Source organism: Micromonospora sp. WMMA1976, from assembly GCF_027497335.1.
In the GTDB taxonomy this organism is placed as follows: domain Bacteria; phylum Actinomycetota; class Actinomycetes; order Mycobacteriales; family Micromonosporaceae; genus Micromonospora; species Micromonospora aurantiaca.
The window spans coordinates 4,006,755-4,021,082 of sequence record NZ_CP114912.1; the positions used below are offsets into that span (position 1 = coordinate 4,006,755).

Annotated in this window: 14 protein-coding genes; 7 read left to right on the top strand and 7 right to left on the bottom strand. The window is 66.7% G+C overall.

Translation table 11 applies throughout. The features are described 5' to 3' along the window. The first annotated feature begins 317 nt into the window (after window positions 1-317). The gene (locus tag O7546_RS18305) at window positions 318-590 is read left to right on the top strand and encodes a hypothetical protein (RefSeq protein ID WP_281599689.1); all 273 of its coding nucleotides are present in this window, start codon (window positions 318-320) and stop codon (window positions 588-590) included. Between the two features lie 5 nt (window positions 591-595). Here the strand turns inward: O7546_RS18305 and O7546_RS18310 are convergent, their stop codons facing one another. The 5 genes from O7546_RS18310 to O7546_RS18330 form a co-directional block, all read right to left on the bottom strand. Continuing rightward, the gene (locus tag O7546_RS18310; protein WP_281599691.1) at window positions 596-907 is read right to left on the bottom strand and encodes a DUF6300 family protein; all 312 of its coding nucleotides are present in this window, start codon (window positions 905-907) and stop codon (window positions 596-598) included. A gap of 4 nt (window positions 908-911) precedes the next feature. Continuing rightward, window positions 912-4,454, bottom strand: coding sequence for a DNA polymerase III subunit alpha (gene dnaE, locus O7546_RS18315; protein ID WP_281599693.1), 3,543 nt, complete (start codon window positions 4,452-4,454; stop codon window positions 912-914). A 955-nt stretch (window positions 4,455-5,409) separates the two neighbouring features. Continuing rightward, the gene (locus O7546_RS18320) at window positions 5,410-5,577 is read right to left on the bottom strand and encodes a hypothetical protein (RefSeq protein ID WP_348651246.1); all 168 of its coding nucleotides are present in this window, start codon (window positions 5,575-5,577) and stop codon (window positions 5,410-5,412) included. 3 nt (window positions 5,578-5,580) lie between these two features. Beyond that, window positions 5,581-6,633 carry a DNA methyltransferase gene (locus O7546_RS18325; RefSeq protein WP_281599695.1) on the bottom strand — a complete coding sequence of 351 codons (1,053 nt, stop codon included), beginning with the start codon at window positions 6,631-6,633 and terminating at the stop codon, window positions 5,581-5,583. Next, the gene (locus tag O7546_RS18330; RefSeq protein WP_281599698.1) at window positions 6,626-7,510 is read right to left on the bottom strand and encodes a hypothetical protein; all 885 of its coding nucleotides are present in this window, start codon (window positions 7,508-7,510) and stop codon (window positions 6,626-6,628) included. Before O7546_RS18330 ends, O7546_RS18325 begins: the two co-directional genes overlap by 8 nt. Before the next feature lie 236 nt (window positions 7,511-7,746). On the opposite strand from O7546_RS18330, the gene O7546_RS18335 reads away from it, so the two are divergent. The 4 genes from O7546_RS18335 (at window position 7,747) to O7546_RS18350 (ending at window position 10,795) form a co-directional block, all read left to right on the top strand. Then, complete coding sequence (locus O7546_RS18335) at window positions 7,747-8,058, top strand: transposase (protein ID WP_194803493.1); 312 nt, start codon at window positions 7,747-7,749, stop codon at window positions 8,056-8,058. Continuing rightward, window positions 8,055-8,570, top strand: a complete 516-nt coding sequence (locus O7546_RS18340) for an IS3 family transposase (protein ID WP_281599701.1) — start codon at window positions 8,055-8,057, stop codon at window positions 8,568-8,570. Before O7546_RS18335 ends, O7546_RS18340 begins: the two co-directional genes overlap by 4 nt. Continuing rightward, the gene (locus O7546_RS18345) at window positions 8,495-8,980 is read left to right on the top strand and encodes an IS3 family transposase (RefSeq protein ID WP_281599703.1); all 486 of its coding nucleotides are present in this window, start codon (window positions 8,495-8,497) and stop codon (window positions 8,978-8,980) included. Before O7546_RS18340 ends, O7546_RS18345 begins: the two co-directional genes overlap by 76 nt. A 1,404-nt stretch (window positions 8,981-10,384) precedes the next feature. Next, window positions 10,385-10,795, top strand: a complete 411-nt coding sequence (locus O7546_RS18350; protein WP_281599705.1) for a hypothetical protein — start codon at window positions 10,385-10,387, stop codon at window positions 10,793-10,795. Between the two features lie 14 nt (window positions 10,796-10,809). Here the strand turns inward: O7546_RS18350 and O7546_RS18355 are convergent, their stop codons facing one another. Further along, window positions 10,810-11,262 carry a hypothetical protein gene (locus O7546_RS18355; protein WP_281599708.1) on the bottom strand — a complete coding sequence of 151 codons (453 nt, stop codon included), beginning with the start codon at window positions 11,260-11,262 and terminating at the stop codon, window positions 10,810-10,812. 22 nt (window positions 11,263-11,284) lie between these two features. On the opposite strand from O7546_RS18355, the gene O7546_RS18360 reads away from it, so the two are divergent. Then, a complete protein-coding gene (locus O7546_RS18360) occupies window positions 11,285-12,334 on the top strand; it encodes a serine/threonine-protein kinase (protein WP_281599710.1) in 1,050 nt (349 codons plus the stop codon). Between the two features lie 167 nt (window positions 12,335-12,501). Here O7546_RS18360 and O7546_RS18365 read toward each other — a convergent pair whose 3' ends face one another. Then, window positions 12,502-13,374 carry a hypothetical protein gene (locus O7546_RS18365; protein WP_281599712.1) on the bottom strand — a complete coding sequence of 291 codons (873 nt, stop codon included), beginning with the start codon at window positions 13,372-13,374 and terminating at the stop codon, window positions 12,502-12,504. 597 nt (window positions 13,375-13,971) lie between these two features. Here O7546_RS18365 and O7546_RS18370 point away from each other — a divergent pair. After that, entirely contained in the window at window positions 13,972-14,235 is a 264-nt protein-coding gene (locus O7546_RS18370) for a hypothetical protein (protein WP_281599714.1), read from the top strand. The last annotated feature ends 93 nt before the right edge of the window (window positions 14,236-14,328 follow it).

Consider the following 14,328-nt stretch of genomic DNA (forward strand, 5'->3'; position numbering starts at 1 on the left):
TGGCCAACAAGTTTCGCCGGCGCGTTCGCGCAGCCAGCTGCCCCAGGCGCAGCGACGCCGCCGCGGCTCGGCCGGTGAGCGCCCGGTTGTTTCCGAGCTCGGCTGAAGGCGTCTTCAACCAGCCGTCCCCAGCCGGTGCGTACTGCCCGACGTCGCGGGCGGGCAGCGCAACACCCGGGCGGCCCACACTCGCGCCCGTCGGAAGGAACACCGGTCGACAGCGCGTCGAAACGGCTTTCGCCAGGGCCGTCGCCAACACCGCTCTCCCCGGGGTGGGGTCTTCGATCCCAGTAGACAGGACTCAAGGAGGACGCGCCGTGTCCGATCATGTCGACCCGGCTCGGGAGGAGGGTCTGCCCTTACCTGCCGAAACCCCATCGGCGGAAGCCGGCCTGCGCAGGCTGGAGATCCGCCTCGCATGCATGATACGCACGACCCACCCCGTACGCCTCGCTGCAGCGCTACGGCACGCCGAGGCCGAAGCGAGGACCTGCTGGCCCGCGGAGCAACTGGATGCGCTTCTCGAGCGGGTGATCCGGCTCGCGCTCAACGACCACGACGGGCCGTACGACAGGGCACCGCTGTTCTGAGGCCATCAGAAGTCATCGAAATCGCCCCGGTTGAAGGCCTCGATGTCTTCAGCGAACGCTTCCGGACTCACCGACGGTGGCTCGGCGGTCCGCTCGATCCACTCGCGCAGGAGCGTTTCGAAGACCGCGATGTTGTCTTCGGTGACGCGGCGGTGGACCGTGAAAAACGCAAGAATGCCGTGTGCGATCGGGTCAGCCGCGTCGCACCGCGGGCACAGGTTCCTCCGGTAGATGGTGTTTAGGAAACGCGGGTGCGGCCGGTCCATCGAAAGCAGCAGCTCGGTGGCGCACCTGGGGCACGGAAGGGAGGTTGTCATCGGGCTACTCGAGGCAACCCGCGCCGAGCAGTGCTTTGAGCTCGCCCTGCAGGTTGACGCCTCGCTCAACCCGGCAGCTCGTGAGATCGAGCAGGATATGGCGGGCGCCGTTGCGCAGCCGGACATGCACCGGCGACTTGCCCGGATAGGTGGTCAGCACCCGCTTGAGCTCGTCCACCAGATGAGGGCTTACCCGGTTGAGGTCCATGGCGATGACTAGTGGCGGGTTGTCCATCAGGTCATGCTCGGATAGCTCAAGAACCTTGAGATCTGACGCGGAGATGGTGGTCTCGTTCTCCCGTTGGTTGATGCGACCGCGCACTGCCACGATCCGGTCCGGAATGAGTTCGTTGGCGACCATCTCGTAGGCGTTCGGGAAGAACAGCGCCTGGATCGAGGCAGTGAGGTCCTCAATTGTGGCAATCGCCCACATCTTGCCGGCTTTCGTGACTCGACGCTCCACGCTCGCGATGAGGCCGGCGATCACGACGCTCTGCCGATCCGGAGCGTCCTCACCGATCTCGACGATCTGCGTATCGCACTCCTTGCTGAGCAGACGCTCCATCCCGGCGAGCGGGTGGTCAGAGACGTAGAGACCGAGCATCTCCCGCTCGAACGCCAGCTTGTCACGGCGGTCCCACTCCTTGTCCGAAATCTCGATGTGGAACGAGCTCCCGCCAACCTGCGAGAGTTCGGCAGCCTCGGAAAATAAGTCGAACTGGCCGACGGACTCCTTGCGCTTGGTGCCGACCGCCAGTTCGACGGCGGTTTCATGCACAGCGAGCAGCCCTCGCCGAGAATGCCCGAGTGAGTCGAACGCCCCGGCCTTGATCAACGCTTCGATCGTCTTCTTGTTGCACACCTGCAGTTCGATCTTCTCGACGAAGTCAGAGAAGGATGCAAATCTGCCCTTGGCGTTGCGAGTGGCGAGAATCGACTCGACGACGGCTCCGCCGACATTGCGGATCGCGTTGAGTCCGAACCGGATCTTGCCATCCACGGGAGAGAACGGGCCGAAGGACTCGTTGATATCCGGGGGAAGCACGGCCACGCCCATCCGGCGGCATTCAGAGAGGTACAGGGCCATCTTGTCCTTGTCGTCACCGACGCTGGTGAGCAACGCGGACATGTACTCGGCGGGGAAGTTCGCCTTCAGGTAGGCGGTCCAGAACGAGAGGATCCCGTAGCCCGCCGTATGCGACTTGTTGAAGGCGTACCCAGAGAAAGGGAGGAGAATGTCCCAAAGCGCCTTGATCGCCTCATCGGAGTAGCCATTGCTCTTCATCCCCTTCTCGAAGGTGACGAACTCCTTATCGAGGATCTCCTTCTTCTTCTTGCCCATGGCGCGGCGCAGTAGGTCGGCGCCACCGAGCGAGTAGTTGGCAACCCGGACCGCGATCTTCTGCACCTGCTCCTGGTAGACGATCAGGGCGAACGTCTCGTCCAGAATGTCTTTGAGACTTTCCCGGAACTCCTCATGAATCGGTACGACCGGCTTGCGGTTGTTCTTGCGGTCGGCATAATCGATGTGCGCGTTCGCAGCCATCGGGCCGGGCCGGTAAAGGGCGAGAACCGCCGCGATGTCCTCAAACCGGGTGGGGGCCATCGCCTTGAGCAGCTGCCGCATCGGTCCACCGTCGAGCTGGAAGACCCCGAGTGTGTCGCCGCGCGCCAGCAGCTCGTAGGTCTTTTCGTCAGCGAGGCGGTGGGCGCTGAGCTCGAACTCCGAGTCGGTGCTGAGGCGAACGTTGGCGACCGCGTCGTCGATGATCTTCAGGTTGCGCAGGCCAAGGAAGTCCATCTTGAGAAGGCCGAGCGTCTCGCAGGTCGGGTAATCAAACTGCGTGATGATGGCACCGTCGGCGTTCCGGCGCATCAGCGGGATTGTCTCGATGAGCGGTTCGGCGCTCATGATGACGCCGGCAGCGTGGACACCGGTCTGCCGGATCAGGCCCTCAATCCCGCGGGCAGTGTCGATCACCTTTTTGACGTCCGGGTCGCTCTCATAGAGCGAGCGGACCTCGCCGGCCTCGTTGTACCGCTTGTGCTCCTTGTCGAAGATCCCGGAGAGCGGGATGCCCTTACCCATCACGTCCGGCGGCAGGGCCTTGGTGATCCTGTCGCCGACCGCAAACGGGTAGCCGAGCACGCGGGCCGAGTCCTTGATCGCAGCCTTCGCCTTGATCGTACCGAACGTGACGATCTGAGCGACCCGCTCCTTACCGTAGGTTTCGGTGACGTACCGGATGATCTCCCCGCGCCGGGATTCGTCGAAGTCAAGGTCGATATCCGGCATCGAGACCCGCTCCGGATTCAGGAACCGCTCGAACAGCAGACCGTGCTCAAGCGGGTCCAGGTCGATGATCTGCAATGCGTACGCAACGAGGCAGCCGGTCGCCGACCCACGACCCGGCGCGTACCGAATTTTCTGGCTGCGAGCGAACCGCAGAAGATCGGCCACGACCAGGAAGTACGCAGGGAAGCCCATCTGGATGATCACGCCGAGCTCGTACTCGGCACGGGCCCGGTGCGCCTCGCTGACCCCGTCCGGGAAGCGCTCGGCCAGCCCTCTCCAGGTCTCCTTCTCCAGCCAGCTCTCCTGGGTCTCCCCCTCCGGCACGTCGAACAACGGCATTCGGTTCGCGTAGGAAAACACCCGATCGTAGGACTCGACCTTCTCCGCAACCAGCAGAGTGTTGCGACACCCCTCCTGCCAGACGTCCGACGAATCGACGGCGCGCATCTGGTCGGCCGACTTTACGAAGTAGCCCGAGCCGTCGAACCGGAACCGGTCGGGGTCATCCACGTTGCTGCCGGTCTGCACGCACAGCAGCACGTCGTGCGCGGCGGCCTGGTGCTCGTGCGTGTAGTGCGAGTCGTTGGTGACCAGCGGCGGAATACCCAGCTTCCGGCCGATCTCCAGCAGGCCGTCGCGGACCCGCTTCTCGATCGACAAACCGTGGTCCATGATCTCCAGGAAGTAGTGCTCCTTCCCGAGCGCCTCCTGGTACATGGCCGCGGACTTCAGCGCCTCATCGAACTGGCCGAGTCGCAGCCGGGTCTGCACCGCCCCGGACGGGCAGCCGGTGGTGCCCATGATGCCTTCGGCATGCTCGGCGACGAGGTCGAAGTCCATCCGGGCGTACTTGCCGCCGGGACCGCACTGGCCTTCCGTGAAGGACCTCGTGGACAGCTTGAACAGGTTCTTGAGCCCGACATCGTTGCGTGCCCACATGGTCATATGGGTGTAGAGGCCACTCGCCGAGACATCATCGCTCTTTTGATCCGGGCGGCCCCAACGCACGCGACCCTTGTGAAACCGCGACTCCGGCGCCACGTATGCCTCGATGCCGATGATTGGCGCCACCCCGGCGGCCTTGGCCTGGGTGTAGAAGTCATACGCGCCATGCATGTTGCCGTGGTCGGTGATCGCTGCGGCTGGCATGCCGAGCCGCTTCGCCTCGGCGAGAAGTTCATTGACGCGTGCGGCGCCGTCGAGCATCGAATACTCAGTGTGAACGTGCAGATGCACGAACGAGTCCGCCAAGGTGGTCAGCCTCCCCGTAGCCCGTAGGCGTTGCCGCGTTGGATCAGCAGAGCAGCCTAGCGCCCCATCCCGGACGGCAGGTAGCTCGACACTCGTTCGTGACGCAGCGGACTCGTGCGCGAGGCGCCTTCCCCGCCTCGGGCGCTCCTGGCGCTCGAACGCCAATGCCAGGAAGCGAAGCTAGGACGAGCACCTCGGCGAACACATCGGAGCCCATCGCAATCCGAGCCCTCTTCGCCCGCTTCCCGCAGCCTCATGAAAGAGCGCGCCGGCCCTGGACGCACTTCGGTCAGCGGCTTGCATTGTATCAAAACGGCCGGGTTCGAACGATATTCCTTACCATCCTCGTAGTCAACGGGATCTTATTAGTGATTGGCAGGATAAGCGGAGAGCTTGCAGCGAATCGGCCGGTAATTGGGCGCCTTGTCGCCATGTCGATATCCAGGAGGCTGCGGAGGCGAACGGCAGTTGGAGCACAGGTTGAGGTCCGCCGGTTCGCGAAAAGGGTTGATTACCCGACGTCTGTAGGCGCACTAAACGAGTGGAGAGCCTGAGGCGGGACGGGGCTGATGAACGCGAACCAGGCCAGGCCCGCGGCCGGCAGGGCGCCGGGCACCCGCGACGGGTGGGATCGCGTGCCGCGGTGGCGACGAGAGTGCCGCGACCAGACTCACGGTGAACAGCAGGCAAGCCGCGCGGTTGCCGCGGCGCCGACCGCCGAGGACACCTACCTCGACAGGCTTCGAGCGCTGGTGGACAGCCTCCTGCCGCCGCTCACCTGGCCGCTGCCCCGCTCTCGGGAAACGGCACGCCGCTGGCGGCGGGCCGGCCGGCCTGGTGGCGGCCCGGGGTGCTTCCGATGACATTCGTGAAGGCGGGGATGAATCCGCAGGGGTTGGCCCATCCGCAGGCGTGCGACGGATTGCCCGCGGTGGTGGTCAGCCAGGCGCCGGGGCTAGGAGGCACGGCGGAACTCCGGCCTCCTCTCCAGCGCGGCCACGATCGCCTCGCCAGCCGTCTCTTCCGCGATGTCGATGTCGCCGAAGCGGCGCACGAGCGAGGCGATCAGGCGGCCGCACTCCTCGCGGAAGACCCGCTCGACGGCCGCCGTCTCGCGCTGCATCGATCAGTCACCCGGCCGAGCCGGCTCAGGCGAGGCCGTCGAACGGACGGACCTCAACCTTACCCCGCCACGCTCTGGATTCCTCGGTGAGGGTAGCCGGCGGAAGATCAGCACGTCCTCGTGTGTGATCAGGTGCAGCGGCGCGCCGGCGGTGCGGGCCTTGCGCACGGCTTGGAGTTGGAAGAACGACGGCCGGGCGACGAGCCGCCCGTCGCGGATCGCGGCGAGGAGCGCGACGCACCGCTCGGTCGGGATGAGGCCCACGCGGACACCGGCGGCGATGACCGCGGAGGGCAGGTCGACGAGCTGGCCGTTCTTGCGCCATGGACGGGCGGTGACCACCACGGTGCCGCCGGGGCGCAGCAGCACCGCGCACCCGGACAGGATCTGCTCGAACCCATCGGTGAGACCGGTGAGGTCCCGGTAGGCGAGGTTCCCCTTGTCGGCGCCGTCGTTGTAGGCGTTGTCGAACTTCTCCACCCCGTCGGCGCCGGGCCGGACGAGGCCGTGAACGGTGGGCCCGTACGGCGGTGAGGTGACGACCAGGGCGACCTGCCCGGTGAGGGCGGCGGGCAGCAGCGATCGCAGGCGGGTGGCGTCGCCGCGGACCACGGAGGCGCGGCCGCTGGCGCCTTGTTGCTGGGCGTGGGTGATGTTGGCGTCGGCGATGTTCGACCATCGCGGCTCGTACTCCACCCCGATCGCGTCGCGGCCCGCGTGGATCGCTTCGACCAGGGTGGTGCCGATTCCGCACATCGGGTCGAGGACCAGGTCGCCGGGCTGGGTGTAGGCGGCGATGGCGTGGGCGGCGATCGCGGGCAGCATCCGGGCGGGGTGTTTGACGGACTCGGCGGTGTAGCGGCCGCGGCGCTGCACCGGCCCGGTCCGCTGGGCGGTCGCCCACACCGACAGGCCCTCCGGTCCGCCGGGCGCCCGGTGACGTCCGCCGGTGTCGCGGTGGCGGCCTTCGAAGTGGCGGTGCTGGCCGTGGTGGGTGTCCTCGGCCGGGTTTGTCGGCTGGTTCGGGTCGGCGGGGAAGGGCAGGTGTTCAGCCACGGCGACCGCCTTCCGAGCGTGGGTTCCGCTGGGAGGTGGGCGCCTGGTGGTGGGTGAACACCAGCAGGTCGGCGTGCACCTGCAGGTGCGCCACCGTCCACGGCTGCTCGGCCTGCGTGGCGAGGGCGAGGAGTTCCTCGTCGGTGACGTGGTAGACGAACGCGTCGCCGCACGTGTCGGCGGTGACGGCGACGATGTGCTGCAGGTAGCCGAGCCCGATGGCGGCGGCCGCCCGCACGACGGGGGTGAAGTCCTGCGGGGCGGCCGGGCTGGCGGGGGTGGTGACGACGAGGATCAGGCAGCCGCCGGGGCGCAGCAGCCGCGTGCAGGCGGTCAACAGCCACGCCAGTCGGATGCGGTTGGTCGCGTCGGCGGTGTCGAGGGGCCAGCAGGCCACGACCAGGCTGGTCGCCTCCGCCAGGGACGCGGCGTCGGGCACTGGGACAGCCGGGTTGCTGGACGGGGGCAGGTTGGCGTCGGTGAGGTCGTCACCGAACCAGGCGCCCGTGTCCGGCAGGTCGCTGTTGTCGGACTGGGCGGGCGGGTCGGTGCGGGTCGGCGGGCCGATGATCAGGCTGGACGCGTCGGTGAACCAGCCGGGATGGTGTCGGCGCTCGCCCGTGGTGCAGGCGCTGGTGAGGGCGTGGTCGGTGGTGAGGTCGATGACCGCGTCGCCGGGGCGGCTGTAGGCGGCCACGAGCCGGTAGGCCAGCCGGGCGCCGATCGCGCGGTCGGTGTCGGCGTCGGTGCGGGCGGTGCGCCACACGGTGATCGGGACCGGCGGGTCACCGGCCACCAGGTCGATGAGGGTCGGGTCGACATGCGGGTCGACGGGGTGGGCGGGGTCGTAGTGGTGCTGCGGCGTGTGCTCGCTCATCTGGATGTCGGCTCCGCGCCGCGCGGGTAGTGCGCTGACACCCCCAAACCGGCGGTTGTGTGCTCTGACGAACGCCCCCGGTTCTCACAGTGGCTCGCAAGCGCTCACGGTCAGGCGTTTGTTGCGCTCACATCGCGGGTCAGCGGCGGTACAGCGGTACTGGGTTGGTGTGAGCCACCCCCGCTTTCATGGAGCTTCTTGATCATGGTCTTATGGCCGTGGGGAGGAAGTCGTCCGTGGCAGCACCGAAGAAGTACCCCGACGAGCTACGTCAGCGCGCCGTGCGCCTGTATCGCGAGTCGGACCCGAAGCCGGTGATCCGGCGCCTGGCCGAGCAACTCGGCGTGCATCACGAGGCGTTGCGGAACTGGATCCGCCAGGCCGAGGCCGACACGGGTGAGCGTCACGACCGGCCGACCAGCGAGATGGCGGACGAGAACCGGCGGCTGCGCAAGGAAGTTGCCGAGTTGCGGCGGGCGAACGAGATTCTGAAGGCCGCGAGTGCGTATTTCGCGGCGGAGCTCGACCCGACCCGGCGACGGTCATGAGGTTCATTCACGAACACCGTGACCAGTTCGCGGTCGCGCTCCTGCTACGGGTCCTCAACATCGGCGCTTCAACCTACTACGCGTGGGTCAAGCAGGCCGAGCAGCCCTGCGACCGGGACGTCGTCGACCTGGGGCTGATCTCCAACATCCACGAGATCTGGGAGACCTCCGGGCGCACCTACGGCGCTGACCGGGTCCACCGGCAGCTGCGCCGTGACGGCATCCGCGTGGGCCGCAAGCGCGTCGAGCGGCTGATGGCCGAGCAGGGCTGGCAGGGGGCGTTCCTGCGTCGAGGCTGGCGTGGTGGCTCCACGAAGCAGGATCCCCGGCACACGCCGGCGCCGGATCTGGTCAATCGGCAGTTCACCGCCGACGGGCCGAACCGGCTCTGGGTTGCCGACGCCACCCGCATCCCGTGCGGTGAGGGTGTGTTCTGTTGGCTGCGGTCCGCGACGCGTTTTCCCGCCGGATCGTCGGGTGGAAGACGTCTGACCGCTGCGACACCGACCTGATCCTCGCCGCCCTCGAATACGGCATCTGGTCGCGCGACGTCCGCGACGGCCAGTTGATCCACCACAGCGACCGCGGGTCGAACTACACGTCGTTCCGCTTCGCGGAACGCTTGCAGGACAACGGGATCCTGCCGTCGATGGGCTCCGTCGGCGACTCGTACGACAACGCCCTGATGGAGAACTTCTGGTCCACGCTGAAGATCGAACTCGTCTACCGCACGTCCTGGCGGACCCGCGACGAGGCCGAGAACGCGATCTTCGCCTACATCGACGGCTGGTACAACACCCGCCGCATACAGAAGGAACTGGGCTACCTCAGCCCGAACGAGTACGAGACCGCCTGGCACACCCGCCAGCCGCAACCAGCCGAGCCACCTATCGCCACCCCTGCGCCAGCCGGCAGCAGGTAACCACCGCTCCATAAAAGCGGGGGGAACTCACCCATCTCCCTCGCCCTGTACATGGGCTCCTGCATGGTTGCTGCGAGCCAGGACATGGGCTGGGCTCCCGCTGGTCTACTCCACCGCCGGTTTCTGGGGTGGCTGCGTGACCGCACCCCGCACTAGAGACCTGCTCCACGTGACCCCAGCAGCCCCGCCGCGCCCCGCCATCGACCACCGACTCACCCGCGTCTGACACCGGCCTTGAAGTCGGTTCCTGTGGGTACCGCTTGGGTGGAAGATTCATACGCCACCTCCCGGCGCTGCATGCGTACGGACGTAGACGTGGACGCTGCTGCGCGGCGGGGAGGTCGTCGTCTGGCAGGCCTGCCTGTACGAGATCACGCCCGAGTACGGCTGCCGCCAGGGACGCGACCTGCGCGTGTACCGGCACCGCCCCCGACTGCTTTGAGCCGTACGGCCGGGGCGGCAAGGGTCGCTGCGAGTGAACTGCCCTCCCGGATGCCGCAGTAGAGCGCCACCCCGCTCTGGCGGCGCCCGCGAGGGCGCCCCCGAGACGGGAACGGGCTGCGGTGGCAGGTTCGACTCCGAGCCGGGCTCCCGCCCATGGTCCAACGTCTGCTGGGCGTCGGCACCACCGGACAGTGGCGCGAACAGGGGCGCAAGCGCCCCGAGAACCGGCAGGAGCAGCACCGGGACCGGGCGCGCCTGGAACGGCAATTGTTGCAACCAACGCCGGCTCGAGGCCATGCTTTCGACCATGCCCGGCCGCCGGTCAATGCAATCGCAGCCCTGGCATTTCCATGCCTCGGCCCTCACCGTGCAGTGGGGCGAGACTGACGGCAAGGCACGCTGGCTCGCGAGGGTGCGCGACGCCGGTCAAGCTGCCTCCGCTGCCCGGGCTCGGCTGACGCAGGGCCAGTTCGTGCATTTCTGCTGGAAGTGGGAGCCCCATCTGTCGGACCTTGCCCGTTGCGCCGCGCCTGTCCCGTGGCCTGCCCAAACGCCTTCCGCCAACTTCCGGCATCTTCCGTCGTCACTCGCGCCCGGTTGTGCCAGATGTGTGCCATGTGATCACGAAGAGCACTTCCAAGCATGTTCCGGACCTCGCGGATTCCGCCTGACGTCTTGCCGCAGGCTCCCTTCGGCGGACCCGTCCTGCTGGGCGCGGTCGTGGGCTACGGGTGGCCGTCTCCCTGCTCGCTCGCGCCAGCGTGCAGCGCCGCCGTCTCGACAGCAGTTTGGCGCGCCAACCGAGCACAAACGGATAACTAGGGTATAAGGCCAGGAAAGCGGTGTATCCGCTTAGCCTTGAGACGTCTGGCTTAGCTCAAGATCTTCTGCCGCAGCACGCCTGGGTCCATACTTGGGCTCCCGCATTAGCACCTTTGTTCGCCGTCGTTGGGAGGCGCTATGAGCAGTCTCTTGGATCTCGTTGCTTCGAGTGAACGCTATGTCAACGAGCTCTCAGACGGCCAGAAGCTGCGGGCAGCGGCCACGCGAATCGTCTCAGTGGCGACGTCGTCCGGGGCCACGCACCTCCTCGCCGCTAGCCCAGCGGCTGAGCGATTGGTTGGTGCGGCACTCCTCGTCAGCCCTGGACTCCGCGCTTTGATGTATGCCCAGGCTGACATGGACGTGATCGGCCAACAGGTGCTTGTCGTCGATGTCAATCTTGCGAGCGGTACGGGCATTGCCAACGCCGCTCGACGGGCACGACAGGCAGGGGCAAGGAGGGTTGCGGCTGCGGCGCTTCACGCCCTGCCTTCTGCGGTGGGTCCGGACGAGTGTGGCGTCGACTCATTGGAAATCGTTGAGTCTTGAGCGCGACCGCTGATTCAGCTGCTGGTCGGTAGCGCGCTGAGCGCAGCGCTCGCTGCGGCCTTCCGGGCTCCATCGAGCGCTGCCCCAGCGGCCTCTGCCTCTTGCTTCGAGACTTTCAACGCGCGACCGATCTCCTTGCCATCACGTACGTCTACGTCGGTCACGTGCTGCTTGCAGGCGAAAGCGAGTGCACCCTCAATCAGGAGCCGGCTGCGCGGCCCACTCGAGCGCCTGGCGCGTGGCGAGAAGTCGGCGACTCTGAGGATGGCCGTCGTTACAGCGGCCGGTCCGATCCTGCTGCTGAGTTGTTGTGCGAGGTCGTCGGCCTGAGCAAGGACATGATCGCTGGCGGTCCTCAAGTCAAAGCCGTCAACGAGGATCGGCGCGTCCTGCGTGCCATCGAGCAGGACGCATGACACTACAGGCCGCCTCGGAGTCATCGAGACGGCGATCCCAAGCGCTGGCACCCGGATAATCTACCCTCCATCTATGTCTCTCGGGTCGCAGTGGCACCAGCCAGGTGACCGGATCGGTGACCGCTACACCTTGATCCGGAAGCTCGGTGGCGGTGCCGATGGCGAGGTCTTCCTGGTTCGAGATCTGCACCTCGACAAGGAGGTTGCACTCAAGATCCTCACCCCGAAGTCCGATGGAGCCGCCACCTGGGACGAGGCGCAACTCCTTGAGCAGCTTCAGAGCGAGTTCCTGGTCCCTGTGTTCAACGCGGACGTGCTGCATCCTTCCGACCTGAGGTACATCGCGACTGCCTACATCCCAGGGGGAGATCTCGGTGAGCGAGTGAAGCCTGTGGGAACCTCGGTCGGGCAGGCGGTCCAGTGGGGAATCCACATCGCTCACGGTCTTGTCCGGATGCATACGAGCGGCCTCGTACATCGTGACGTCAAGCCGGGAAACGCCTTCGTCACCGGCGGAGGGAAGGCGCTGCTCGGTGATCTCGGCAAGGCCCACCGACTCAATGAGATGGGGCAGGCACCTCCCGACGGCAACTTCCAGACGGTTGCGCCGGAGGTCCTGACTCGAGGCGTCTGTTCGGTTGCGTCTGACGTCTACTCGCTGGGTGCGACCGTCTGCTACCTACTTACGGGGAAGTTCCCGGTCGATACTGGCGGTAGTACCGCGCAGGTGCGTGACCGGATTGTCGCGGGCGACAAGCGAAAAGTTCGAGATCTCGGACCGCACGTGCCTCAGAGCGTCGGCCAGATTCTGGAGCGGTGCCTCACGGTAGACCCAGCGGCACGGCCAGCGACCGCCCTCGACGTCGCGAACCGCTTGGCCGCCGCCCGGCTTCAGCAACGAGACTGGCGGCTCTTGGACCATTCGGAGCACGTGCTCTGCATGGAGGGGGGCCCTAGCCGCTCAGCGCGGCCCGTGACGGTATGTGCCATCCCGATTCGGGGTTCCCGCTGTGACATCACCGTGACCCTGTCGACCGGCAGAAGGGTGCCGCGGCACGAAGCCAAGGAGGTTCATCTCTCGCAAGTGCGTCAGGAGATGCGTCTCCGTGCGAAAGAGATTTAGGCCTCCTGCTGGTCGCCCCACGGGCCACTCCCAGCCGCCAGGGCTCGCCCCCGCAGCCCGAAGCCGCTGCCGACTTCGGCCCTCGTTCAGAGCGGCGCCTAGCCCCTGGCCGTGGTCCAGCCCCTGAGTCGACGTGGCCGTTCGAGTTCATCTATCGGCTCGGCCGCTTACTTGGGCGGCGCCACGGAGTCGACCATCAAGGTCGAGCAGCGACCCAACTCGAACCGGTCGCCGGGACGCCGGATGAATCCCGGATGGCTCAACATGCCCCGCTTGAGTTCTGCAGCAGAGGACTTGTAGCCGGACGATGACAGTTCGTCGCGAAGCTCGCGAGGGGTCAACGCAGCCCCTCGGCGGGCGAGATGCCGCGCGGTGGCCTGTTCGACTGTCGGCTTCCCTGCGGGCTCAATGACACGAACTGCACCGCGAGCTGCTTGGTGTTCTTCAAGAGCAACCGTCAGCCCATCCCTCCAGGGCCCAATCGCCTCACGAAAACGATGCCAGCCCTCACGCCAGCGAGCTAGATCGAGGTATCCGAATCGGGCGGCCAGCACTGCAGCACCAGCAAGCAAACCGACGGCAGGCACTGGGTGGCTACGGATTGCGCGGACGGCGGCTCCGCCGGTCACGGCGATCGCACGAGCAGCCAGTTCGGCGAGGAAGGCAGCATCAGTCAACCGCGCTTCGAATCCGGCCATCCGTAACAGACCGTAGGCCATTCCCACCCACGTCGCGGCGTCGGTGTTCGCGAACCCTAGTCGCGTGAAGACACTGTCGGTGCTGAGGATCACCGCCGGCGCAAGCAGCTCGGCGAGCGCAGTAGTCCCAACATCGTCGGGATCTCCGCGTAGCCGGCGAGGTAACTCCCGGTCGATACACAGCATCGTGCGCACACGTGGGCTGAGGTAGTCGCGAATCGCCAGGTCGACCACGGGGACCGCCGGCATGATGTTGTTCCACAGGACCTCTGCCGCCTCCGACACCGGGACGTTGCTCGATGCGGCGATCGCCGGTAGGTGCTCGACGAGCTCCTCGGGCACGTGCGCAGAGACATAGATGTTAGACCGGCCGGTTCCCGCCAGCCCACTCAGGAGTTCCTCGCTGCGGCCCTCACGGACCGCATTGCAAGCACGCGAAGCCAGAACGTTCGTGTCAGCAACCATGGCCAACGCCGGCCACGGAGCCGCAAAAGGGCGCAGAGTAGGGCCGACGCGGCGATGCCTCGACGCCTGCAGTCCGTGGCTGTACACCCGACCAGTCTGCGCGTCGGCGGATCGAACCACCAGAACGTTATCCGGTGACTGGACGCCCCTCCGCAGCTGCATGCCGCTGTCCGCGGGACGGCCAACTCTGCCCACCTCGCCCGGTTGTCGCAGTTCGGACAAGGCGCCTGTTCGCCCAGCCGCCTTGATATGGTTCGCCGCCGAGGCGGGGCGAGGAGGATTCACACGCGTTCGAAGTCTGCGATTATGCATCCGCTGTGGTCTGGTAGGGGCCGCGAGCAGGCGTGATGCTCCCCGACGACTGGCGGCATGCACCCGCGTACCGGGGCGAACGAGACCGCAACTGAGACCGCCCCTGCCACGCCGGCGCATCGCCGCCCCGCGGACGTCCGCCCCTTGCCCTATCGTGCCGCCATGGCTTCCGAGCGGACCTACGGCGAAATCCTGGCTACCCACCCGGCTCAACCTAGGAACCGGGATGAGCTCGCCGACTCTCGAGTGCGCCGGCCGAATCAGGCCGGCATATGCGGAGGCAAGGACGGCGCCAGCTACGTCGACCCCGACGGCGTTATCAGGCAGGCGGGCACGGCCACCGATCTAGGGAAGCTTCGGGTCGTGGCCGGCCACGCTGTGGACTGGGCGCAGCTCGCCTACCACCGAGAACACCACGAACCGTAAGTCTTGCACGCGTACACCACGCCCTATGCCCTCCCGACCAATCCCACCGCCACGCCTACCGGCAAACGGATCAAGCCCAACAGCACCATTGGA